18 protein-coding genes and 4 tRNA genes are annotated in these 21,396 nt (G+C 64.7%); 9 read left to right on the forward strand and 13 right to left on the reverse strand.

Annotated features, from left to right (window positions below):
• Positions 1 to 144 precede the first annotated feature (144 nt).
• The 4 genes from D6Z43_RS13320 to D6Z43_RS13335 all read right to left on the reverse strand — a co-directional run bounded on the left by D6Z43_RS13320 (position 145) and on the right by D6Z43_RS13335 (position 554).
• Positions 145 to 221, reverse strand: a tRNA-Asp gene (locus D6Z43_RS13320).
• Between the two features lie 15 nt (positions 222 to 236).
• Positions 237 to 312: transfer RNA gene (locus D6Z43_RS13325), tRNA-Val, on the reverse strand.
• A gap of 74 nt (positions 313 to 386) precedes the next feature.
• Positions 387 to 463, reverse strand: a tRNA-Asp gene (locus D6Z43_RS13330).
• Positions 464 to 478: 15 nt separating this feature from the next.
• A tRNA-Val gene (locus tag D6Z43_RS13335) sits at positions 479 to 554 on the reverse strand.
• Positions 555 to 713: 159 nt separating this feature from the next.
• On the opposite strand from D6Z43_RS13335, the gene rdgC reads away from it, so the two are divergent.
• The 3 genes from rdgC (at position 714) to sugE (ending at position 3,091) form a co-directional block, all read left to right on the forward strand.
• A complete protein-coding gene (gene rdgC / locus D6Z43_RS13340; protein ID WP_120652664.1) occupies positions 714 to 1,634 on the forward strand; it encodes a recombination-associated protein RdgC in 921 nt (306 codons plus the stop codon).
• 56 nt (positions 1,635 to 1,690) lie between these two features.
• Positions 1,691 to 2,635 (forward strand): bile acid:sodium symporter family protein, encoded by a 945-nt coding sequence (locus D6Z43_RS13345; protein WP_120652665.1) that lies wholly within the window; start codon positions 1,691 to 1,693, stop codon positions 2,633 to 2,635.
• A gap of 141 nt (positions 2,636 to 2,776) precedes the next feature.
• Positions 2,777 to 3,091: a quaternary ammonium compound efflux SMR transporter SugE gene (sugE, locus tag D6Z43_RS13350; RefSeq protein WP_120652666.1), complete on the forward strand. Its 315-nt coding sequence runs from the start codon at positions 2,777 to 2,779 to the stop codon at positions 3,089 to 3,091.
• Positions 3,092 to 3,133: 42 nt separating this feature from the next.
• On the opposite strand, the gene D6Z43_RS13355 is transcribed toward sugE, so the two are convergent.
• The 5 genes from D6Z43_RS13355 to D6Z43_RS13375 form a co-directional block, all read right to left on the reverse strand.
• A complete protein-coding gene (locus tag D6Z43_RS13355; protein ID WP_120652667.1) occupies positions 3,134 to 5,008 on the reverse strand; it encodes an MFS transporter in 1,875 nt (624 codons plus the stop codon).
• A 231-nt stretch (positions 5,009 to 5,239) separates the two neighbouring features.
• Positions 5,240 to 5,569: an AzlD domain-containing protein gene (locus D6Z43_RS13360; protein WP_120652668.1), complete on the reverse strand. Its 330-nt coding sequence runs from the start codon at positions 5,567 to 5,569 to the stop codon at positions 5,240 to 5,242.
• Positions 5,551 to 6,282: an AzlC family ABC transporter permease gene (locus D6Z43_RS13365; RefSeq protein WP_120652669.1), complete on the reverse strand. Its 732-nt coding sequence runs from the start codon at positions 6,280 to 6,282 to the stop codon at positions 5,551 to 5,553. The genes D6Z43_RS13360 and D6Z43_RS13365 overlap by 19 nt, the downstream gene beginning before the upstream one ends.
• 36 nt (positions 6,283 to 6,318) lie before the next feature.
• Complete coding sequence (locus D6Z43_RS13370) at positions 6,319 to 7,161, reverse strand: AraC family transcriptional regulator (protein ID WP_120652670.1); 843 nt, start codon at positions 7,159 to 7,161, stop codon at positions 6,319 to 6,321.
• A 2-nt stretch (positions 7,162 to 7,163) separates the two neighbouring features.
• Positions 7,164 to 7,733 (reverse strand): GNAT family N-acetyltransferase, encoded by a 570-nt coding sequence (locus D6Z43_RS13375; RefSeq protein ID WP_120652671.1) that lies wholly within the window; start codon positions 7,731 to 7,733, stop codon positions 7,164 to 7,166.
• A 251-nt stretch (positions 7,734 to 7,984) separates the two neighbouring features.
• On the opposite strand from D6Z43_RS13375, the gene D6Z43_RS13380 reads away from it, so the two are divergent.
• Positions 7,985 to 11,464 carry a PAS domain-containing hybrid sensor histidine kinase/response regulator gene (locus D6Z43_RS13380; protein ID WP_120652672.1) on the forward strand — a complete coding sequence of 1,160 codons (3,480 nt, stop codon included), beginning with the start codon at positions 7,985 to 7,987 and terminating at the stop codon, positions 11,462 to 11,464.
• A 53-nt stretch (positions 11,465 to 11,517) separates the two neighbouring features.
• Here the strand turns inward: D6Z43_RS13380 and D6Z43_RS13385 are convergent, their stop codons facing one another.
• Positions 11,518 to 11,937: a hypothetical protein gene (locus D6Z43_RS13385; RefSeq protein ID WP_120655258.1), complete on the reverse strand. Its 420-nt coding sequence runs from the start codon at positions 11,935 to 11,937 to the stop codon at positions 11,518 to 11,520.
• Between the two features lie 168 nt (positions 11,938 to 12,105).
• Between D6Z43_RS13385 and D6Z43_RS13390 the strand changes: the two genes are divergently transcribed.
• Complete coding sequence (locus D6Z43_RS13390; RefSeq protein WP_120652673.1) at positions 12,106 to 12,696, forward strand: Crp/Fnr family transcriptional regulator; 591 nt, start codon at positions 12,106 to 12,108, stop codon at positions 12,694 to 12,696.
• On the opposite strand, the gene D6Z43_RS13395 is transcribed toward D6Z43_RS13390, so the two are convergent.
• Complete coding sequence (locus tag D6Z43_RS13395; protein WP_120652674.1) at positions 12,674 to 14,404, reverse strand: AMP-binding protein; 1,731 nt, start codon at positions 14,402 to 14,404, stop codon at positions 12,674 to 12,676. The genes D6Z43_RS13390 and D6Z43_RS13395 overlap by 23 nt on opposite strands.
• A gap of 274 nt (positions 14,405 to 14,678) precedes the next feature.
• Here D6Z43_RS13395 and D6Z43_RS13400 point away from each other — a divergent pair, with 274 nt between their 5' ends.
• Entirely contained in the window at positions 14,679 to 15,083 is a 405-nt protein-coding gene (locus tag D6Z43_RS13400; RefSeq protein ID WP_256661006.1) for a heme-binding protein, read from the forward strand.
• A gap of 9 nt (positions 15,084 to 15,092) precedes the next feature.
• Here D6Z43_RS13400 and zapE read toward each other — a convergent pair whose 3' ends face one another.
• Positions 15,093 to 16,199: a cell division protein ZapE gene (zapE, locus tag D6Z43_RS13405; RefSeq protein WP_120652676.1), complete on the reverse strand. Its 1,107-nt coding sequence runs from the start codon at positions 16,197 to 16,199 to the stop codon at positions 15,093 to 15,095.
• Positions 16,200 to 16,355: 156 nt separating this feature from the next.
• Positions 16,356 to 17,594: a diaminopimelate decarboxylase gene (lysA, locus tag D6Z43_RS13410; protein ID WP_120652677.1), complete on the reverse strand. Its 1,239-nt coding sequence runs from the start codon at positions 17,592 to 17,594 to the stop codon at positions 16,356 to 16,358.
• Positions 17,595 to 17,707: 113 nt separating this feature from the next.
• Between lysA and D6Z43_RS13415 the strand changes: the two genes are divergently transcribed.
• The 3 genes from D6Z43_RS13415 (at position 17,708) to D6Z43_RS13425 (ending at position 21,395) form a co-directional block, all read left to right on the forward strand.
• A complete protein-coding gene (locus tag D6Z43_RS13415) occupies positions 17,708 to 18,634 on the forward strand; it encodes a LysR family transcriptional regulator (protein WP_120652678.1) in 927 nt (308 codons plus the stop codon).
• Positions 18,635 to 18,705: 71 nt separating this feature from the next.
• On the forward strand, positions 18,706 to 20,202 hold the full coding sequence (locus tag D6Z43_RS13420; RefSeq protein WP_120652679.1) for a PLP-dependent aminotransferase family protein: 1,497 nt from the start codon (positions 18,706 to 18,708) through the stop codon (positions 20,200 to 20,202).
• Between the two features lie 125 nt (positions 20,203 to 20,327).
• Complete coding sequence (locus D6Z43_RS13425; protein ID WP_371924395.1) at positions 20,328 to 21,395, forward strand: sugar phosphate isomerase/epimerase family protein; 1,068 nt, start codon at positions 20,328 to 20,330, stop codon at positions 21,393 to 21,395.
• The last annotated feature ends 1 nt before the right edge of the window (position 21,396 follow it).

Below are 21,396 nucleotides of genomic sequence, written 5' to 3' on the forward strand. Positions count from 1 at the left end.
GTGGCTATGGGCAATAAGAACGGAGAGTCTGCAATAAGTTCAGCAGCTTGCGCGGCATCACGTAAGCATTGACTGCAGTGTTGCCGGGGATTTTCGACAGGCAAAGAAAAAGCCCCCAGGCATTGCTACCTGAGGGCTTTTGTATGGCGCAGCGGACGGGACTCGAACCCGCGACCCCCGGCGTGACAGGCCGGTATTCTAACCGACTGAACTACCGCTGCGCGTAACCTTGAAACTGGTGGGTGATGACGGGATCGAACCGCCGACCCTCTGCTTGTAAGGCAGATGCTCTCCCGGCTGAGCTAATCACCCCAATATGCGCCCAATGAAGGGTCACACACTAAATGAAAAACCCTCAGGCATTACTACCTAAGGGCTTTCGAATATGGCGCAGCGGACGGGACTCGAACCCGCGACCCCCGGCGTGACAGGCCGGTATTCTAACCGACTGAACTACCGCTGCGCGTAACTGCGAGATTGGTGGGTGATGACGGGATCGAACCGCCGACCCTCTGCTTGTAAGGCAGATGCTCTCCCGGCTGAGCTAATCACCCTTCACTCTCGAAGTGGGGCGCATTCTAGAGAGGTATCCCGCCTCTGGCAAGTCCCTTTTGAAAAAAAATTATCAGGCCTTCCAAAGGCTTAGCTCAGGGTTGAGCCCGACGCCTCCCGATGAGAATAATGCGCGCTTTGTGTCCGGAGGTTTTCCCCTTATGTGGTTTCGCAACCTGCTTGTCTATCGCCTCACCCAGGATCTGAATATTGATGCCGAGGCGCTGGAAGCCGCGCTGGCGACCAAGCCCGCACGGCCATGTGCCAGCCAGGAGCTGACCACCTACGGTTTCGTGGCGCCGTTCGGCAAGGGCGCGGATGCACCACTGGTGCACGTCAGCGAAGGCTTCTTCCTGGTTGCCGCGCGCAAGGAAGAACGCATCCTCCCCGGCAGCGTGGTGCGTGACGCCCTGAAAGAAAAGGTCGACCAGATCGAGACCGAGCAGATGCGCAAGGTCTACAAGAAGGAACGCGACCAGCTGAAGGACGAGATCGTCCAGACTTTCCTGCCGCGCGCCTTCATCCGCAAGTCCGCTACATTCGCAGCTATCGCGCCGGCCCAGGGCCTGATCCTGGTCGATGCGTCCAGCCCCAAGCGCGCCGAAGACCTGCTTTCCACCCTGCGTGAAGCGATCGGTTCGCTGCCGGTGCGTCCGGCTTCAGTGAAGATCGCCCCCACCGCTACCCTCACCCAGTGGGTCCAGACCCAGGAAGCGGCCAGCGACTTCTACGTGCTGGACGAGTGCGAACTGCGCGACACCGACGAAGACGGCGGCGTGGTGCGCTGCAAGCGCCAGGACTTGACCAGCGACGAAATCCAGCTGCACCTGACTTCCGGCAAGTTGGTCACCCAGCTTTCCCTGGCCTGGCAAGACAAGCTGTCCTTCATCCTCGACGACAAGCTGGTGATCAAGCGCCTGCGCTTCGAGGATCTGCTGCAAGAGAAGGCCGAGCAGGATGGTGGTGATGACTCCCTGAGCCAACTCGACGCCAGCTTCACCTTGATGATGCTGACTCTGGTGGAGTTCATCCCGCAGCTCTTCGAAGCCCTGGGCGGCGAAGAGATTCCGCAGGGCGTCTGACCCCTCCGAGCGCCGGCCCCGAGCCGGCGCTTTCACAACGGAGAGAAGGAGGCGCCATGCACGCCCTCGTCACTTTCAGTCGCTTCGTCGGCAACACCTTTGCCTTCTGGATCCTGCTGTTCGCGGTACTGGCCTTCTACCAGCCCGCCTGGTTCCTGCCGGTCATCCACTGGCTGGTCCCGCTGCTCGGCCTGATCATGTTCGGCATGGGGCTGACGCTCAAGACCGAAGACTTCCGCGAGGTGTTGCGACGCCCGTTGCGGGTGCTGATCGGCGTACTGGCGCAGTTCATCATCATGCCGGGACTGGCGTGGCTGCTTTGCAAGCTGATGCAACTACCGGCAGAGATCGCCGTCGGCGTCATCCTGGTGGGCTGCTGCCCAGGCGGCACCGCCTCTAACGTGATCACCTGGTTCGCCCGTGGCGATGTCGCCCTGTCGGTAGCCATTACCGCTGCGACTACGCTACTCGCCCCGCTGGTAACGCCGGCGCTGATCTGGCTGCTGGCCACGGAGTGGCTGCCGGTCCAGTTCGGCGCCCTGTTCACGTCCATCCTGCAGGTGGTGGTCCTGCCCATTGCGCTCGGACTGGTCGCCCAACGGCTGCTGGGAGAACGCGTCCGCCTGGCGGTCGACGTGCTGCCGCTGGTATCGGTGGTGTGCATCGTCGCGCTCGTCGCCTCGATCGTAGCCGCCAGCCAGGCGAAGATCGCCGAATCCGGCCTGCTGATCATGGCCGTAGTGGTCCTGCACAATGGGCTCGGTCTGGCCCTGGGGTACTTGGCGGGCCGCCTCTGTGGCCTGCCGCTGGCCCAGCGCAAGACGCTCTCCATCGAAGTCGGAATGCAGAACTCGGGACTCGGCGCGGCCCTTGCGACCGCGCATTTCTCGCCGCTGGCCGCAGTGCCCAGCGCGCTGTTCAGCGTCTGGCACAACCTCTCAGGATCGCTGCTGGCTGCGGTGTTCCGGCGCATGGATGAGCCCCGGAAGGAACGCGAGTAACCCCATCCCACCTGGCCGGTCGGACTTGTCCAACCGGCCAGGATGTGCAAAATACTGCGCAACGTAAGGACGACCTTACCACTCTGCGAGTGATCGACGGGGACGGCCCCATTTCAATCTGTCGTCCAACTGGAGGTCACCATGTCCTGGATCATTCTCTTCTTCGCAGGCCTGTTCGAGGTGGGTTGGGCCGTCGGCCTGAAGTACACCGACGGCTTCAGCAAGCCACTACCCACGGCCCTCACCGTCATCGCCATGCTCATCAGCCTGGGCCTGCTTGGCCTGGCCATGAAAGAGTTGCCGCTGGGCACTGCCTACGCTATCTGGACGGGGGTCGGCGCGGTCGGCACTGTCATCGCCGGCGTCATCCTGTTCGGCGAATCCATGGCGCTGGTACGCCTGCTCAGCGTCGCGTTGATCATCGGCGGCCTGATCGGCCTCAAGCTCAGCCACTGACCCCTACAACGGAAAAGCCCGCCATTCGGCGGGCTTTTTCATTCAGCGGGCATCGCCTCGCAGTTCGGCCACCTGCAACTGCAGGCTCTGCCTGTCGGCCAACTCAGGCGATACCGGAGCCCCCGCCACCAGGCGTATGCGTGACCAGAAGCGCTTGAAGAGTCCTTTGGACGGATCACGGCTGAAGAAGCTGCCCCAAAGCCCCAGCAGCGCCATCGGGATTACCGGCACCGGGTTCTCCTCGAGGATACGTTCGATGCCGTTCTTGAACTCGTTCAGTTCGCCGTCGCCGGTCAGCTTGCCCTCGGGGAAGATGCATACCACCTCACCATTGCGCAGATACTCGGCGATCTTCTTGAAGGCCGCATCGTAGACCAGCAGATCCTCGTGGCGCGCCGCGATCGGCACGGTACCGGCGGTGCGGAAGATGAAGTTCAGCACCGGAAGCTGGTAGATCTTGTAGTACATGACGAAGCGCACCGGGCGCCGCACCGCGCCGCCAATCAGCAACGCATCGACGAAGGACACGTGGTTGCACACCAGCACCGCCGGCCCTTCCTCGGGAATCGCCTCAAGGCCTTTGTGTTCTACGCGATACATGGAATGGCCAAGCAGCCAGACCAGGAAGCGCATCGTGAACTCGGGGACGATCTTGAAGATGTAGCTGTTCACCGCGATGTTCATCAGCGACACCACCAGGAACAGCTCGGGGATCGACAGCCCGGCGACGCTGAGGAAAAGGATCGAGGCGATGGCCGAGACCACCATGAACAGCGCGTTGAGAATGTTGTTCGCGGCGATCACCCGCGCGCGCTCGTTCTCCGCCGTGCGCGACTGGATCAGCGCGTAGAGCGGCACGATGTAGAAACCGCCGAACAGCCCGATGCCGAGGATGTCGGCAAGGATCAGCCAGGACTGGCCATGACCGAGCAGCGCCAGCCAGTCGTGCGGCGTCGCACCTTGCGGGAACTCACCGGAATGCCACCAGAGCAACAGGCCGAACAGGGTCAGGCCAATGGAACCGAAGGGCACCAGGCCGATTTCCACCTTGCCGCCCGAGAGGCGCTCGCAAAGCATCGAGCCCAATGCAATCCCCACCGAGAACACCGTGAGGATCAGTGTCACCACGCTTTCGTCGCCGTGCAGCAGCTCCTTGGAATAGGCCGGGATCTGCGTCAGGTAGACGGCCCCGAGGAACCAGAACCAGGAGTTACCCACCAGAGAGCGCGATACCGAAGGGCGCTGACCAAGCCCCAGGCGCATGATCTGCCAGGACTGGCGGAAGATGTTCCAGTCGAGCGCGAGCCCCGGCAGCGCTGCCGCTGCGCGCGGAATGCCGCGACTGGCCAGGTAGCCGAGACTGGCAGTGAGCACGATGGCGCAGGCCACGATCGGCTCGTAGCGCTCGACGGACATCATGAGGCCGGCACTAATGGTGCCCGCGAGAATGGCCAGGAAGGTGCCCATCTCCACCAGGGCGTTGCCCCCTACCAGTTCGTCCTCACGCAGCACCTGCGGCAGGATCGAGTACTTCACCGGGCCGAACAGCGCCGAGTGGGTGCCCATGGCGAATAGCGCCAGGAACAGCAGCGGCAGACTGTCGAAGAAGAAGCCCAGGGCCCCCACCGCCATGATGGCGACCTCGGCCAGCTTGATGGCGCGGATCAGCGCGTCCTTGGCGAACTTCTCGCCGAACTGTCCGCCCAGTGCGGAAAACAGGAAGAACGGCAGGATGAACAGCAGCGCGCAGAGGTTGGTGAAAACACTCTTGTCGCCGGAAATGGCGAGTTTGTAGAGGATGGCGAGAATCAGCGACTGCTTGAAGATGTTGTCGTTGAACGCGCCGAGCAACTGAGTCACGAAGAACGGCAGGAATCGCCGTGTGCCCAGCAGGGCAAATTGCGAGTGTTGGCTCATCTTCCTTGGTACCTGGTCATTAGCAGGGATACGGCCCCGTGCGCATGAATTCGCACGTCGCTGATTGGACTGCAGGACTATGGCGGAAAGCCACATTGGCCAGAAGGATGTTTGTGCGAATTCGCAAAAGACCGTCTGTGTAGGGGCGAATTCATTCGCCAAGGGCGGCGAGGCTGCCCCCTGCAAAGTCAAAGGGCGAACCTGCGGTCCGCTTGGCGATTAAGATCGCCCCTACATCGGCGGTTGCCCCAGCACCCAGCGCAGCAGGAAGAACAGCACCAGCCCACCAAGGATGGTCGCCAGCAGGTGGCGGCTCAGGGCAGCAATCAGGATTGCACCGAGCCCGGCCAGCAGGTAGGCGTTGTCCAGCGCCAGGTGAAAGTGCTGGCCGTCGGGCATCAGCATTCCCGGCACGACGATGGCGGTGAGCACAGCGGTCGGCACGTAGTGCAGGCCCTGGCGCACCACCGGCGGGAAACTGAGGTTCGGCCAGGCGAACAGGCTGTAGCGGATGGCGAAGGTGATGACCGCCATGCCGAAGATCAGGCTCCAGGTTTGCATGAGATACCCTCCCCCAGCAGGTCGAGGCGATAACGACGTTCCAGCACCACCCCGACGACGATGCCGCTCAAGGCAGCCGCCATCAGGCCCAGCTTGTAGGGCAGGCCATGACAGATCAGCGCCACGGCGCCGGCCACGAGCGCGGCAGCCACCTGCGGCTTGTTGCGCAGCATGGGCACGACGATGCCGATGAATGTGGCGAGCATGGCGAAATCGAGGCCCCATGCCGCCAGGTTGGGCACCGCCTGGCCAAACAGCACGCCCACCAGGGTGCAGAGCTGCCAGTTCAGGTACATGGCCAGGGCCCCGCCGAAGAAGTACCAGTGCTTGTGCGGCGAGTCGTCCTTCTCGGCATAACGATGCTGGACCACCGCGAAGGCCTCGTCCGTCAACCAGAACGCCAGAGGCATGCGCCAGCGCGTCGGCAGGTGGCGCACGTACGGCTGCAGGGTTGCGCTGTACAGGGCGTGGCGCAGGTTGACCACGAAGGTGGTCAGCAGCACCACGGCCATCCCGGCGCCCCCGCTGAGCAGGGTGATGGCGATGAACTGGGACGAGCCGGCGAACACCAGCAGCGACATGCCGATGGTCTGCCAGGCGGACAAGCCGGCGCCCGCGGCCAGGGTGCCGAAAATGATGCCGAACGGAATCGCGCCAACGATCATCGGAACGATGTCGCGGGCGCCGTGGATGAACTCAGTGATACGGGACATGTGGCCTCCTTGTCCCGAAAGGCTAGCGTCAGGCCATCAGTGCGTCTTGAACGATCTTGCGCACGCGTTGCGATATTCGCCCGGCCCCACGCCATAAGCCTGCTTGAACTGGCGGGTCAGATGGCTCTGATCGGCGAACCCCAGCTGTGCCGCCACACCGGCTGGCGCGCAACCGGCCTTGAGCAGGGCACGGGCCTGATCCAGGCGCTGCTGCTTGAGCCAGGCGTGGGGCGGCATGCCGGTGGCGCGGCGGAAGGTACGAGCGAAATGGAATGGCGAGAGCTTCACGGCAGTGGCCAGTTCCTCGAGGGACGGCGGCTCGGCCAGGCGTTCACGCAGCAGTTCCTTGGCACGCAGCACAGCCAGAGGCTCACGGCCCGGGGCGCCGGGCTCGGGCAGCCTGGAATGACGACGGAACAGCGACAACAGGGCCTCGCGCCAGGCAGTCTGCTGTTGCAGGGCACTGGCATTTGCCTCCAGCAGCCGATGCAGATGGGTGAACATCTGGACCAGGTCGGGATCGTGATGAACGCTGCCGATAAAGGCCGGCATGCCAGCCAGAGGAAGCTCGAGCTCCTCCAGGGCGCTGCGTACCAACGCGATATCCGGATAGAACACCCGGTAGCGCCAACCGTCGTCGTGTCCCTTGGAACCGGTGTGCACCTCATCCGGGTTGATCAGCGCCAGGCTGCCGGCACCGGCCAGGTGATCGACGCCGCGATAGCGATAGCGCTCGGCCCCTGCCTCCACCACGGCGATCACATAGCCGTCGTGTACATGGGGGGCGAAGCGATGTTCGATGTAGCGAGCAGACAGCAGCTCCAGGCCATCCAGATGGCCCGCCTGCCAGAAATGCGCGTCTTCCCTATGCTCGCCCAAGGTTATGCGCTGAACAGCGCCTCCAGCCGTTGCTTCACTCCCGGCCAGTCGTGGTCGGTGATGCTGTATAGCACGCTGTCGTCAAGGCGGCCGTCAGCCAGGCGACGATGGTTGCGCAGCACGCCCTCGCGCTGGGCGCCGAGCTTTTCGATGGCGCGCTGGGAGCGCAGGTTGCTGGCGGCGGTTTTCAGTTGCACCCGCACCACTTGCCACTCCTCGAATGCATGGCGCAGCATCAGATACTTGATCGAGGCATTCAGGCCACTGCCGTGCTCACCGGCGGCGAGCCAGGTCCAGCCAATCTCGGCGGCCGGCAGGTTGGGCATGAAATCGGAGAAACGCGTGGTGCCTACCAGGTTGTCACCCAGGCGAATGGCGAAGACCACCGCCCGCCCTTCCCGCTGGTCGGCCAGGGCGTGGCGATACCAGTCGGGTCGCAGGGGGCCGTTCATGTAGGCCAGGGCTTCGCGGTTGGCCTCAGCCAGGGTAACCAGCGCCGGGATGTCGGCCTCTGCCAGCGGTTCGAGGCGCAAGGCGCCGCGCTGCAGGATGACCGGTTGTGGATTGAACATCTGCGCCCTCCTCAGGCGAAAGAACCCTGCCGGATGAGAACGTCGCGCCAAGCGGAAGTGCCGTGCAGGTTCCCACGCGAGACAAACAAAACTGCGCGGGCAATGGACCACGCTAGCAGCCCCGGTGCGGGGGCTCAATAGCGCCTGCGACCTTGGTAGCAGCGGCCTGACGAATTGCCGACTTTGGTGCGAAACTGCTGGAAGTCGAAATCTCGCGGGCATGCCCCGCCACCGCACCATCCGGAGCTGCAATGTCGCTGTCCAGCGGGCTGATCGCCACGGTCGCCTTCCTCTACATGGCCATCCTCTTCGCCATCGCCTTCTATGGCGACCGACGCAGCACACCCCTGTCGCCGCGCATGCGCGCCTGGGTCTACAGCCTGTCCCTGGCGGTGTACTGCACCAGCTGGACCTTCTTTGGCGCTGTCGGCCAGGCCGCCGGTCAGGTCTGGAACTTCCTGCCCATCTACCTGGGCCCCATCCTGCTGCTGCTGTTGGCGCCCTGGGTGGTGCAGAAGATGGTGATCATCAGCAAGCAGGAGAACATCACTTCCATCGCCGACTTCATCGCCGCGCGCTATGGCAAATCCCAGGCCCTGGCGGTAGTGGTGGCTCTGATCTGCCTGGTCAGCGTGCTGCCCTACATCGCCCTGCAGCTGAAGGGCATCGTCCTCGGGGTGAACCTGCTGATCGGCCCAAGTGCCGAATCCTCTGGCACCCGCGCCCAGGACACAGCGCTCATCGTGTCGCTGGTGCTCGCCCTGTTCACCATCCTCTTCGGCACCCGCAACCTGGACGCGACTGAACACCACCGCGGCATGGTGCTGGCGATCGCCTTCGAGTCCCTGGTCAAGTTGCTGGCCTTCCTCGCAGTGGGCGCCTACGTCACCTTCGGCCTGTTCGACGGTTTCGACGACCTGTTCACCCGTGCCCGCAGCGCTCCGCAGCTGGAGCACTACTGGTCGCAATCCATGGACTGGTCCTCGCTGCTGGTGCAGACCGGCGTCGCGATGCTCGCGATCATCTGCCTGCCCCGGCAATTCCACGTGACGGTGGTGGAGAACATCGAACCGCGTGACCTCCGCCAGGCACGCTGGGTGTTCCCCATCTACCTGGCCCTGGCGGCGCTGTTCGTGGTGCCCATCGCCCTGGCCGGGCAGATGCTGCTGCCCAGCGGTGTGATCCCGGACTCCTTCGTCATCAGCCTGCCGCTGGCCGAGGCGCACCCGGCCCTGGCGCTGCTGGCCTTCATCGGTGGTGCGTCGGCCGCCACCGGCATGGTGATCGTCGAAGCCGTGGCCCTGTCCACCATGGTTTCCAACGACATGCTGCTGCCATGGCTGCTGCGCCGGCAGAACGCCGAACGCCCGTTCGAAGTGTTCCGCCACTGGATGCTCTCGGTACGCCGGGTGAGCATCGTGGTGATCATCCTGCTGGGTTACGTCAGCTACCGCCTGCTGGGCTCCACCGCGAGCCTGGCGACCATCGGCCAGATCGCCTTTGCCTCCATCGCCCAGCTCGGCCCGGCCATGATCGGCGCGCTGTTCTGGAAGCAGGCCAACCGCCGTGGCGTGTTCGCCGGCCTCGCTGCCGGCGCTGCCCTCTGGGCCTACACCCTGGTATTGCCGGTGATGGCTCGCGGCCTCGGCTGGCCGCTGGAAAACTTCCCCGGCCTCTCCTGGATGATGGAAAACCCCCTGAACCTGCCCATCGAACCCCTGACCCAGGGCGTGGTGATCTCGCTGGCGGGCAACTGGATCCTCTTCGCCTGGGTGTCGGTGTTCTCCCGCACCCGCGTGTCCGAGCACTGGCAGGCCAGCCGCTTCGTCGGCCAGCAGGTTTCCGCACGAGCCAGTTCCCGCACCCTGCTGGCGGTCCAGGTGGACGACCTGCTGATGCTCGCCTCGCGCTTCGTCGGTGAAGAGCGCGCGCGGCAGAGCTTCATCCGTTTCGCCTATCGCCTGGGCATCAGCTTCAACCCGGCGCAGAACGCCAACCAGGATTGGATCACCCACACCGAACGCCTGCTCGCCGGCGTACTCGGCGCCTCGTCGGCGCGGGCCGTGGTGAAGGCGGCCATCGAAGGCCGCGAGATGCAGGTGGAGGACGTTGTGCGCATCGCCGACGAGGCTTCCGAGGTGCTGCAGTTCAACCGAGCCCTGCTTCAAGGCGCCATCGAGAACATCACCCAGGGCATCAGCGTCGTCGACCAGTCGCTGCGACTGGTGGCCTGGAACCACCGCTATCTGGAGCTGTTCGACTATCCCGAAGGCCTGATCAGCGTCGGCCGCCCCATCGCCGACATCATCCGCTACAACGCCGAACGTGGACTCTGCGGGCCCGGCGAGGTGGAATCCCATGTCGCTCGCCGCTTGTTCTGGATGCGCCAGGGCAGGCCGCACACCTCGGAGCGCCTGTTCCCCAATGGCCGGGTCATTGAACTGATCGGCAACCCCATGCCCGGTGGCGGCTTCGTCATGAGCTTCACCGACATCACCGCCTATCGCCAGGCCGAACAGGACCTCAAGGATGCCAACGAAGGGCTGGAACGACGGGTCACCGAACGGACCCTGGAACTCTCCCAACTCAACCACGCGCTGATCGAGGCCAAAGGCACGGCGGAAGCGGCCAACCAGTCCAAGACCCGCTTCCTCGCCGCCGTCAGTCACGACCTGATGCAACCGCTCAACGCCGCGCGACTGTTCTCCGCCGCCCTTGGCCACCAGCAGGAGGTCCTGCCCCGCGAGGCCCGCGAACTGGTCAACCACCTGGACAGCTCGCTGCGCTCGGCCGAGGACCTGATCACCGACCTGCTGGACATCTCGCGCCTGGAGAGCGGCCGAGTCACTCCCGACCGTACCGCTTTCCCGCTGGCTTCGCTGTTCGACACCCTCGGCGCCGAGTTCAAGGTGCTGGCCCAGGAGCAGCACATGGACTTCCGCCTGCGCGGCAGCAAGCTGCGCGTGGAAAGCGACATGAAACTGCTGCGCCGAATCCTGCAGAACTTCCTGACCAACGCCTTCCGCTACGCCAAGGGACGCGTCCTGCTGGGTGCCCGGCGCGACGGCGACAATCTGCGCCTGGAGGTCTGGGACCGTGGCCCCGGTATCCCGGAAGACAAGCGCAAGGTGATATTCGAGGAGTTCAAGCGCCTGGACAGCCATCAGACCCGCGCCGAGAAAGGCCTGGGGCTGGGCCTCGCCATCGCCGACGGCCTCTGCCGCGTGCTCGACCACAAGCTGGAAGTGCGCTCCTGGCCGGGCAAGGGCAGCGTGTTCAGCGTCACCGTGCCGCTGGCGCGCGTTCAGCAACCCTCGCCTGTGGTGCAGAAACTGGCCGAAGCCAACGGCCAGACGCTCAACGGCACCCAGGTACTGTGCATCGACAACGAGGACAGCATCCTCACTGGCATGCACAGCCTGCTGTCACGCTGGGGCTGCCAGGTGTGGACGGCGCGCAACCGCCTGGAATGCGAACACCTGCTGGCCGAGGAAGTGCGGCCGCAACTGGCGCTGGTGGACTACCACCTCGATGAAGGCGAGACCGGCACCGAACTCATGGCCTGGTTGCGGACCCGCCTGGGTGAACCGTTGCCCGGCGTGGTGATCAGCGCCGACGGCCGCGCCGAGCTGGTGGCCGAAGTCCACGCCGCCGGCCTGGACTATCTGGCCAAGCCGGTGAAGCCGGCCGCGCTACGGGCACTGATCAGCCGGCACGTGAACCTGCGCTGAAGGCGATCTCCGTTCGTGGGAGCGAATAGATTCGCGATGAGCCGGACGGCGGATCAGTCTTCCTCGTCCTCTCGCACCAGCACACAGTGCATGCCTTCTTCGTCTTCGTTGCAGTCGTAGAGGTAGAACATCTGTACCTCGCCGGAAGCGGCGACCACCGCGACGAAGTCACCGGCATCGGCGAGGAAGAAATCACGCGTCGACGGATCGGCCTGGCATTCGATCAGCGCCGTGACGAACGAGGCGGGATCGATGTCGCCGAAGTAATCCTCGCGGTCCTGCGCGCTCCATTCAGCCGGAGCCTTGAATGCACCGGTAAAGAGAATGCGCGCATCGCCCAGGTCTTCTTCTTCCGCGTCCAGGTCGTTCTCGTCGGGACGATAGAGTGAGCAATCCAGGGCATCGGCATGACCCAGCACGGCCTCGCGGGCAGCCAGGCGCTTTTCCGGATCGAGTCCGGCGGCCAGGCAAATCTGGGCCCAGCTGTCTTGTTCGCGTGGGGACACGGGAGAGTTCCTTCTTGGTTGGGGCTGAAAAAAGGAGTCTAGTGTCAGGCACACGGAGGCGACGGGCAATTGTGGATTGGGAGCCGAGCGCCCGCCTGTGCTTAGATGAGTTCAGTACCTCCAGGCCAGCCCCCCATGATACCCGCCGACATCCAGCTCCAGTTGCAGGACATCTTCCACGCCCACGGCATGGCCGACTCGGCGCTGCAGGAGTGCCTGTTGCAGGTGCTCAAGCTGCGCGACTACGACCATGATCAACCGATCATCCGCGCAGGCGAGCGTCCCACCCACTTCTACGTGATCCTCTCCGGCGTGGCGCGCTACTACTACCTGTCCCCGGAAGGCCGCCAATGGAACAAGACCTTCTTCCGCGAAGGCCAGTTGATTGGCTCTCTCAGCGCCCACCTCAAGCAGCAACCCTGCACTTACAGCATTGCCGCGGTGGAAAGGTGCCGGCTGGCGAGCCTGCCCCTGGCGATACTCGACCAGTACGGCAAGCGCTTCCCGCAGCTGCAGCAGATGCAAGACCTGGTAACCCGGCAGATCATGCTGCGCAACGAGGACCGCGAGGCACTGCTGCTCACTCGCAATGGCGAGCAGCGCTACCAGTGGCTGCTGGATAACGAGCCCTGGCTGCTGGACCGGGTGCCGCAGTACCAGTTGGCCAGCTACCTGGGGATGGACCCGGTGTCCTTCTCACGGGTCAAGCGCAAACGGGCGGGCTGAGCGACTCGCGCACTCGCAGTCCCAGCGCTTCGGCCCGCTGAACGCAGAACTCACGCTGCCCAGCAGGTACATCCGCCAGACTTATCCACAGGCTGCCATCGGCGCCCTGGGTTACCTCGCAACCCAGGGTCGGGCAGGCGCTGCCAACCCGATCGCGATAAACGCTGGCTGCCGCCAGCTCCCGCAGCTTCTGCTTGTAGATCTTCCCCACCACCGTCACCGGCAGGGCATCCACCAGGAATATCCGTTTCGGGCAGGCCGGACGTTCAGCGATGTGCTCGAAGGCGAACCGCTGCAGTTCGTCGAGGCTGGCCGCCTGACCCTGGCGCAGCTGCACGAACACCACCGGCAGCTCGCCGGCGTACTCGTCGGGCATGCCCACGGCAGCAGCCATGGAGACTGCCGGGTGGCTTTCCAGGCAGTTCTCGATCAGCGCCGGATCGATATTGTGGCCGCTGCGGATGATCAGGTCCTTGGCACGCCCGGTGATGAACAGATTGCCGTTTTCGTCCAGGTGCCCCAGATCGCCACTGCGCAACCAGCCTCCCTCCAGTGGCGACCGGTCCTGCCCCAGGTAGCCGGGAAAAACCGTGGGGCCGCGCACGCAGATTTCCCCGCCGTCGATCCGCACTTCGATTGGCGCCGCCACATGCCCGGCACTGCCCGGAATCGCCGGACGACTCAGATTGGGCAACGCGATCACGCCGCTGCATTCCGTCATGCCGTAGGCCTGGTACAGCTCCAGCCCTGTCTGTGCCTTCACCTTCTCGCACAGGGCCGCCGGTACCGGTGCGCCGCCGGAAAGCATGAAACGCAGACTGCTGATGTCGTGCCCGTCGATCGGGACTTCCAGCATTGCCGCCACCGAGGTGGGAATGCCGCCACTGAGGGTGATGCCGTAATGCTCCACCAGACGCCAGTGTTGGCGGATCACCTCCGGATTGCGGAAGCCGCCCAGTGTCGGCAGCAACATGCGCAACCCGCTGGCCAGGCCGCCCAGGCTATTCACGAGGGCACCGGCTACGTGGAAGATCGGCAAACCGTTCAGCGCCACATCCTCAGGGCCGGCCTCCATGCAGGCGCGATAGGCGCAAGCGGCGGCTACCTGGTTCGCATGGGTCTGCCGGGCGAGCTTGGGCACCCCCGTGGTACCGCCGGTATGGAAGTAGGCGGCAATGTCGTCTGGCCGAGGCAGCAGTGCCGGCTCCAATGCCGCGCCGGAGTAGCGTTCGAGCAACTGGTCGTAGAAAAACTCGCCGCCCTGTACCAGTACCGACACGCACCTGGGTCGCTTCGACAAGCGCAACGAAGCGCCCAGCGCCTTTTGCCACAGGTCCGAGCCCGGCACCGGACCGAGCGCCACCAACAGATCCGTGCCGGCCTTGTCCATCAGGCTGGCCAGGGCTTCTTCGCTCAGCAGCGGGTTGATCGGGTTGGCGATGCCGACGCTGGCGGCGGCCCACAGCAGGCACTGGCTCTGCGGTATGTTCGGCAGCAGCAGCGTGATCACCGGCCTGCGCGTGCCGGCCAGGTCCAGCAGCATCCGCGCGCTGCGATTGAGCTGGTCAAAGAATGCCCAATAGCTCAGGTCCTGCTCGCCCATCTCCTCCCCGAGGTTGTGGATAAAGGTCAGCGCCATTCGTTCCGGGTGAGCGGCCGCCGAGGCCTGCAATAGTTCGTAGACAGTGGTGGGAATCTGGCTGGACATGGCGGCCTCCTGGACCTGCGCGTTGTTGTGCGCCGATTCTTGGGGGCCGCCGCAAAGGCGGCATTAACAAATGTTAAGAAGGCTGGCGAGGCTTGTAACCCTCGGCCAGCGCCTACCTGACGACATCGTTTCGCCGTCCCTGTCTCCCGGCCAAAGGCAAAGGTTTCATGCGTGCCGCGACAGGAGAAGCCGCCATGAAATCACTCCAGTACCTCGCCCTGGTGGTCTTGCTGCCTGCCTGAGCGCCCATGCCAAAGTCGCCAGCGAAAAGAACATGACCCTCAAGATCGCCAGCGACATCGCCAACGCCGCGGTGCAGGCCTGCACCGCCAAGGGCTACAACGTCACGGCCGCAGTGATGGACCGCGCCGGCGGTGTGCGCACCATCCTCCGCACGGACAAGGCGGGCCCGCACACCCTCGACTCTGCCCGGCGTAAGGCCTACACCGCCGCCTCGACCAAGCGCAGCAACACCGAAATGCTTGAGAACGTGCAGAAGAGTCCTGCGGCCCAGTACTTGCCGATGATCGACGGATTCCTGGTAGTGAGCGGCGGCGTACCGGTGAAAGTGGGCGATGAGGTGATCGGTGCCGTGGGCGTGGGCGGCGCGCCTGGCGGGCACCTGGATGAACAGTGCGCCAACGCAGGCCTGGAAGTGGTTGAGGATCAGCTCAAGTAGTACCGGACGTCAGAACCGCGCCAACTGCATCTCCTTCAGCCGGCTCAGGGTGCGGCGGAAGGGGAACTCCAGATAGCCCTCGGTGTAGAGGCGGTCCATGGCCACGGCCGCCTCGAGGTAAAGCGGCACCCGGCGGTCGTAGCACTCGTCCACCAGCGCGATGAAACGGCGCACGCCGTCGTCATGCACCGACAACTGCGGCAATTCGCGGTCGCCGGCGTCGACCCGTTCCGCACCATCTTCGGTACCCCGGGCGATACGCCCTTCGCGACGAGACGCACTCAAGTTGGGCACATCCCCCAGCAGAATCACCGGGAAGCGGTCACACAGGGCGATGAAATCCAGGGCCGCCAGCGGTTGCTGGCAAAGGTCTTCATAGCGGAACCAGACCGCCGCCGCGCATTGGCGCACCACCGGTATCGGGCGATGGCCGAGCTCCACCGGCTGGTTGGAACTGCCCTGCCCCGCTGCGAGCCGTTCGAAGACTTCGGCGAGGAAACCGGGCTTGCCCGGCTCGGCCACCCAGTAGCGCTGATGGGCCGTACCCGGGTGCAGGCGATGATCCTCACCGCCGTCCACTGCCACCACCTGCATGTGCCGCTCGATGGCGTCGATGGCCGGCACGAAACGCTCGCGGTTGAAGCCATCGGCGTAGAGTTGCTGCGGAGGCTGATTGGAGGTGGCGACCATGGCTACGCCTTCATCGAACATCGCCCGCAACAAGCGGCCAAGCAGCATCGCGTCGCCGATGTCATTGACGAACAGCTCGTCGAAGCACAGCACCCGCACCTCTTGCGCCAACTCACGGGCCAGCGCTTGCAGCGGGTCCGGCGTGCCGGTGAGCTGGAACAGCCGCTGATGGACCCAGCGCATGAAGTGATGGAAATGCTGACGCCGTGCCGGGACCCTGAGGCTCTGGTGGAAGCGGTCCATCAGCCAGGTCTTGCCGCGCCCTACCGGCCCCCAGAGATAGACGCCTGTTACCTCGCCGGCGTGGTGCAGCGCCTCATGACAGGCCTGTAGGCAATCGACCGCGCGCCGCTGGGCCGGGTCAGGCAGGAAACCACCCTGCTCGAGGGCGTGATGGTAGGCGGCGAGTGGGGAATCGAAGGTCATGGCGCGGCATTGTGGAGGTTGCAGACGCCTTCGGGAAGGTTCGTAGGTTGGCGCAGAGCGCAGCGAAGCCCAACGCATTCTGCCTCGGATACTTCCGCGTGGCGGGAAAACCCTCACCCTGCCCCCCTCTCCCGGAGGGAGAGGGGGGCAGAACACTCAGAACTGCTCGAGCGCCAGCAGGTCCGCCAGGGGCTGGCGGCGGCGAATCAGGCGGGCTTCCTCGCCATCCACCAGCACCTCCGGCAGCAGCGGCCGGCTGTTGTAGTTGGATGACATCGACGCGCCATAGGCGCCGGTGTCGTGGATCAGCAGCAGGTCGCCAACCTGGGCCGCCGGCAGGGCGCGCGGCGCCACCAGGCCACCGTCGTGCTGGGTGAAGACGTCGCCGGATTCGCACAGCGGGCCGGCGACCACCGTCTGGCGCTGCGGGGCGGTAACCGGGTTGCCGGCATCATCCAGCAGGCTCATGTCGTGGAAGCTGCCGTACATGGACGGGCGCATCAGGTCGTTGAAGCCGGCATCCACCAGGATGAAGTGGTTGCTGCCCACATCCTTCACCGCGCGCACTTCGCTGAGCAGACAGCCGGACTCGGCTACCAGGAAGCGACCCGGTTCCAGTTCCAGGCGCACCGGATGCTTGACGATGCCTTCGATCTCGCGACGGGCCTGGTTCCACAGTTCCGCATAGCGCGGAATGTCCACCACCGGGTCGCCCTGGCGATAGGGAATGGACAGGCCGCCACCGGCGGAAATGGCTTCCAGGTCGCAACCCAGGTCACGTACCGCGCCGACCATTGCCCCGCAAACCTCTTCCAGGTGGCTGTAGTCCACACCGGAGCCGATGTGCATGTGCAGGCCCACCAGAACCAGACCGTAATCACGGATCACCGCCATCGCGGCGTCCAGCTGGCTGTGCCAGATGCCGTGTTTGCTGTTCTCGCCGCCGGTATTGGTCTTCTGGCTGTGGCCATGGCCGAAGCCGGGGTTGATGCGCAGCCACACGCGATGGCCGGGGCTTGCCTGGCCGAGCTGGGTGAGCATGTCGATTGAGCCGACGTTGACCTCGATACCCAGTTCAACGGCGCGCTTGAGGGTGGCACGGTCAAGCAGGTCGCAGGTCAGCACCACGCCCGCCGGTTCACCCTTGGGCGAGTAGCCCGCCAGCAGAGCGCGCTCGATTTCGCCGAGGGATACCGCGTCCACCTGCACACCCTCTTCGCGCATCAGGCGCAGGATGCTCAGGTTGGAGCAGGCCTTCTGGGCGAAACGGATCACATCGAAGCCCTTGAGCTGGGCGATTCGCTCGCGGATCACAGCCGCGTCGTAGCACCACAGCGGGGTGCCGTGTTCACGGACGAGGTTGGCGAGGGTAGCGGCGGGAATGTTCGGGCGCATGGCGGCCTCCGGAATCGAGATGCCGCCATGATCGCAAGCCGTACTGATTCATAAAAATACCAATTCATCACAACTCGATTCATTATTGATATGCAAACCACTCGGTACCGCCCATGGACCTTTCCCTCCGCCATATCGAAATCTTCCGCGCCGTGATGACTGCCGGCAGCGTCACCGGCGCAGCGCGCCTGCTGTTCACCTCCCAGCCCACCGTGAGCCGCGAGCTGGCACGCTTCGAGCACCTGCTGGGCTTCCGTCTGTTCGATCGCGAAGGCGGGCGCCTGTCTCCCACTGCGCAGGGGTTGGCGCTGTTCGACGAGGTGCAGCGTGCCTACACCGGCCTGGAACGCATCGCCGGTGCGGCCCAGGCGATTCGGCGCTACGACCAGGGCCAGTTGGCCATCACCGGGCTGCCGGTGTTTGCCCAGACCCTGCTGCCAGCGTTTGCCCAGGCGCTACAGGAACGCCACCCCGGCGTCAGCCTGAGCATCGCTGCACAAGAGTCACCGCTACTGGAGGAGTCCCTGAGCGGCCAGCGCCACGACCTCGGCCTCCTGGAAACCGAACTGGTGCCGCGCGGCACCCAGGGCAGCACCCTGCTGGCAGCTGACATGGTATGCATCCTCCCCGCTGGCCACCGTCTGCTACAGAAGCCGGTACTGGACCTGGCCGACTTCCATGACCAGCCGTTCATCAGCCTCTCGGGCCTGGACATCTATCGCCAGAGTCTGGATACGCACTTCGTCACCGCCGGTGTGCAACGCCGCCTGGTCGTTGAAACCAGCACCGCCGCCTCGGTCTGCGCCATGGTGCGCCAGGGACTGGGCCTGGCCATCGTCAACCCGCTGAGCGCCCTCGATGAAGCCGGACGGGGTCTGGAAATGCGCCGCCTCGCCGTATCGGTGCCCTTCCGTGTGCAACTCATCCGCCCCGAGTTCCGCCCTGCTTCGACCCTGGTCGACACGGCGATGCAACTCTTCCGCGAACAGGCCGAGGCGATCCAGCAACGACTGGCGCATCGCCTCATCGGCAACCCTTGATACCTCCCCGCAGCCAGCACCGGCGCGCACAATAGGCGCCCGGCGCACTCCGTGCAGAAGGCAGGACCCGAATGAAGACCCCCGGCGGCATGTTGCTCTCCGGCATCGAACTGGACCGTTCCAGCGCGGTGCCGCTCTATCGTCAGCTCTACCTGCAAGTGCGCAAGCAGATCCTCTCCGGGCGGCTGCCAGGTGGTACCCGCCTGCCCTCCACACGAACCCTGTGCAAGGAGCTGGCGCTGTCGCGCATCACATTGCTCAATGCCTTCGACCAGCTCACCGCCGAAGGCTTCCTGGCACCGCGCACCGGAGCCGGCACCTATGTAAGCGATGAATGGGAGGGCCGTGACGCCGCTGCCGACGCCCCGCGTAAACCACCGCGCCTGTCGAGCCTGAGCCAGGCGGTGCATTCCATGCGCAGCGAGCACTTTGGCGGAGTGTCCTACAACGCCTGGGCGGCGGATTGCCCGACCTCCTTCCTGCCCAGCCACCCGGCCTACGATGCCTTTCCGATGCCTGTCTGGAAGCGCCTGGTCGACCGTCACCTGCGTAAGCCGAGCAAGGCGCAACTGGGCTACGGCGAACTGAAGGGGCTGCAGCGCCTGCGCGAAGCAATAGTCGAATACGTGTTCGACGCCCGCGGCATCGACTGCAGCGTGGATCAGGTCGTGATCACCTCTGGTGCCCAGCAGGCCTTCAACCTGCTGGGCATGCTGCTGCTCAACCCCAGCGACAGCGTATGGATGGAAGACCCCGGCCACATAGCCGCGCGTATCGCCTTCCAGGCCCTGGGTTGCCAACTGGTGCCCCTGCGTATCGACGAGCAGGGACTGGACGTGCAGCAGGGACTGCGCGAATGCCCGGACGCGCGCCTGGCCTTCACCACCCCCTCTCGGCAGCACCCGCTGGGTACCACCATGAGCTATGCGCGCCGCCAGGAACTGATCGACTGGGCTGGACGCGGCCAGGGCTGGATAGTCGAAGACGACTGTGACAGCGAGTTCCGCTACGTCGGTCGCTCGCTGCCGGCGCTCTACGCCATGGACCCATGGCAGAAGGTCATCTACGTCGGCACCTTCAGCAAAGTGCTCTACCCCTCGCTGCGCCTTGGCTACGTGATTCTTCCCGAGGCGCTGGTCGAACCCTTCTGCGCCATCCGCGCGGTGATGGACCGCAGCCCCTCCACACTGCATCAGGCCACCACCGCCGACTTCATGCAGGACGGGCACTTTCTAGGCCACATCCGCCGCATGCGCAGTCTGTACCAGGCACGCCAGGCCAGCCTGGTGGAGGCACTGCAGCGCCACCTGGGTGGGTTCCTCAGGGTGGACCCGGTAGAAGCCGGCCTGCACCTGATCGGCTGGCTGGACGAATCGGTGGACGACGACGCCCTGGCACGGGGGCTGGCCGATCACCAGGTCTACACCTACGCCCTGCGCGACTACTGCATCCGCCGATACCTGCCACCGGGACTGCTGCTGGGTTTCGCCGCCACCCCGGAGGAGCAGGCGGAGCAGCGCGTCCGTGAGTTCGCCAGCGCCTTGCGCGCCCTCGGGATGAAGGTTTGAGCATCGCCACACGGGCTACCAAAGTGGTCATAACAACAAAAGGAAAATGGCTATAGGGATAGCACCATTCCGGAGCGATAAAGGCATCGCCGGCCACCCCGGCGTCGCTATCAGGAATGACAATAATGAATGCTATCCAAGCCCGATTCGCCGCCCTGCTGAGCCATAACGCAGGGGCTGGTTCCGAGCCTCCGCCGCTCACCCCCGACCTCGCCCGCCGTCTGCTGCAGCGCCTCGACAGCCTGCGCCTGTTCGCCCACGGCTATCCCCTGCTGACCAACCTTACCCAGGGCCGGGTCAGCCCCGAAGACATGCTCGACTTCGCCTATCGGCACGAACTCGATGGGCTCTCCCTGCACCTGCTGGATGGCGAACACAACAGCCTCTCGCAGATGTCGTCTGAGCGCCTCGCCGCCTTCGCCTCCAAGGCCCGCACCTTGGGTCTGGACGTCCACGTGGAGATCAGCAGCACCCTGCCTGAAGATGTCGACCAGGCCGTGGCCGTGGCCCGCGCTATCGGCAGCCGCAACATCCGTGTCTATTCCCGCTACGAGGGTCACCTTTCGCGGGTCATGGACCTTATCGAGGACGACCTGCGGCGCCTGGCACGACTGGCCGACGAACATGATCTCAACTTCGATTTCGAGCAGCACGAGGAACTCAAGAGCGACGAGATCGCCACGCTGCTGCGCCGCGTCGGACACCCGCGGCTAAATGCCCTGTTCGACTTCGGCAACATGATCAACGCGTGCGAACAGCCGTTGCCGGCACTCGCCAACCTCGCGCCCTTCATCCGCCAGGTTCACCTCAAGGGCGTACGCGTGGTGCCCGAGCAGAAAGGCTTCGGCCACTACGGTGTGCTCCAGGGCAGCGCCGAGGACCAGCTGCCCGGCGCGCGCATGCTGCTGGAACTGCTGCTGTTGGGTGAATCGGCACCGCAGGTGGTGGCCTTCATCCTGGAGCAGGAAAACCACTACATCGCCCCGGCCTTCCGTCAGACCAGCGAAGACGCCGACCCCTTCATTCCCTATCGCGAGATGAGCGAAACGCCGCTGCCGCCGGGCTACAGCCTGGAGCGAATGCTGGCCGACGAGCACCGCTGGGCCAACAACCAGGTGCGCCATGTCCGCGGCCTGCTGAACGAACTCCGCCTGCTGGCCGAGCTGACCCTGGCCGACGCCGAACGAACCTGAC

The organism is Pseudomonas sp. DY-1 (assembly GCF_003626975.1).
Classification (GTDB): Bacteria; Pseudomonadota; Gammaproteobacteria; order Pseudomonadales; family Pseudomonadaceae; genus Metapseudomonas.